This window comes from Candidatus Eisenbacteria bacterium, assembly GCA_030017955.1.
Classification (GTDB): Bacteria; Eisenbacteria; RBG-16-71-46; order JASEGR01; family JASEGR01; genus JASEGR01.
Genome location: JASEGR010000195.1, coordinates 1 through 1,953 on the forward strand (window position 1 = coordinate 1; position 1,953 = coordinate 1,953).

Sequence of the window (1,953 nt, forward strand, 5' to 3'; positions counted from 1 at the left end):
CCCGAGGACGATGGCACTCTTTTTTCAGTAAACGCGTGCATAATTCAGGCTAGTCTTCCTCTCCCCATCGGGGAGAGGATTGAGGTGAGGGGACCAACCACTACCTCAAGAGCGTCACAGTCTTTGTGGCACTTCTTTCGGGAGTGTCGAGTTTCATGTAGTAAGTGCCGGCAGGCATTCTTCTGCCTCTTGAATCAAGCCCATTCCAGCTCAGGTAGTAGTCCCCGGGAGATTTCGTCTCATCAACCAAAGTCGTCACAAGCTCGCCCTTCACATTGTAAACGCGAAGCGCGACTCTTCCCGGAACTGCGGACGAGAACAACACGGACGTGTTTCCGACAAATGGATTCGGGCCGACACCAAAGGCAACTTTCACCGGCTCAGCCTGCTTGGAGGCAATTGGAGCCGAACCGTGACTTCCAGGATAGTAACCGCTCAGAGGTGCAGTGAGAGCGAGGGCTGCCTGGACATTTATTTTTCCATAGCCGTAGTACTTGTCCCAGCCAGCCGTGCCGAGGTCCGTTGCCGTCCCAGCTACCGAATTCTCGATATTAAGTCTTGTCCAGGACGGATTTTTCGCCTTCAGCATTCCACAAAGGGCGGCAACGTGCGGCGTCGCCATTGACGTTCCCGTGTAGAAGTACCAGCCGAACGAATTGTAACCCGCAGTCTTGTCGAATGTCTGCTGGAGGACACCATCCATGTATCCGTCCTTGTTTCTGTCCCGGTTGTCACCACCTGGTGCGCAGACATCCATCTCGTTACCATAGTTAGAGTATTTGGCTCTGGCATTCCCGGAAGTAGTGGCGCCAACAGCAAATGCCTCTGCATATCTTGCCGGATAGCCTATTGTGCCTCTGGAATCATTTCCGGTGGCACAGCAGAGGACGATCCCGGCATTGGCTGCTCTCTGGACTGCAGCATGGAGAGTTGCATCATCGGCAGGGCCAGTAAGACTCAAGTTTATTACATTTGCTCCCTTTGTTACGGCCCAGTCAACTCCCTTGGTAATATTCGCGTAGGTCCCGCTGCCACTTGCATTAAGAACCTTGATTGGGAGCACAGTGAGCCCGAAGCCGAGTCCTGCTGTGCCGTATCCTTCGTTAGTAGTCTGCGCGATAGTTCCTGAAACATGTGTACCGTGACCTTCATCGTCGTTTGCGTGGGCATCATTGTTCACGAAGTCGTACGCATTTGCTGCATCGAAACTTGTCCCTGCAAGGTCCGGCGCAAGATAGTAGGTCTTTCCGCCTCCCGTGTAGTTTTCATACGCCACGCCCGTGTCGATTATCGCGACCTTCACCGAACTCTTGTTTGAAACCGTGTTCCAGATGTCCCATCCGGCCGGAGCGCTCACGTTCGGGAAATGCCATTGATAGGAGTAGTAAGGATCGTTTGGCGTGAATGTGGCGTAGGCAATGTAATTCGGCTCGGCGTACTCGACCTCAGGAAGAGCTGCGTAACGCGCGGCCATCGAAGAGACTGTTTCACCTGGGGGGACGGAGACTCTCTGGAAATGTTTGTAGTTCTCCAACACTGCAGTGCCGAACTTCTTGTGAACGTTCAAGGGTGTTGCCAGACTCAATCCCTCTTTGAACTTCACAATAATCTCCCCCGGTACGAACTGGGCGCTAGTGGCAGAAGTGTATTTGGTAATCCGTACGTAAAGCTCATCTTGTTTGTAACTGCCTGCGGTAAAGAAGGAAATGAGGACAACCGACATCAATAGCGTGAGGAACCAGGATTTTCTCTTCATGGGGAGAAACCTCCTTGCATTCCAGGTGGGACCAGTTTCAGAAAAACAATGAGAACCAGCTTCGTTTCCCAATCCACTACCCCTGAGGGGCTCGTTTGGTTTTCTCTGTCTCCTACACCACCTCCCTTCAAGACCTTCAGCGTGCTAGTGTAGTGCGTCATTAATATCTTGACATATAGACGTGCCTGCTGTATGCT

General features: G+C 52.3%; 2 protein-coding genes. Both read right to left on the bottom strand.

Annotation, left to right across the window (positions count from 1 at the left end):
* Positions 1-100: 100 nt before the first annotated feature.
* Positions 101-1,756 carry a S8 family serine peptidase gene (locus tag QME66_13595; protein ID MDI6809979.1) on the bottom strand — a complete coding sequence of 552 codons (1,656 nt, stop codon included), beginning with the start codon at positions 1,754-1,756 and terminating at the stop codon, positions 101-103.
* On the bottom strand, positions 1,753-1,953 hold a 201-nt coding region (locus QME66_13600; GenBank protein MDI6809980.1), incomplete at its 5' end, for a hypothetical protein. The genes QME66_13595 and QME66_13600, both read right to left, overlap by 4 nt.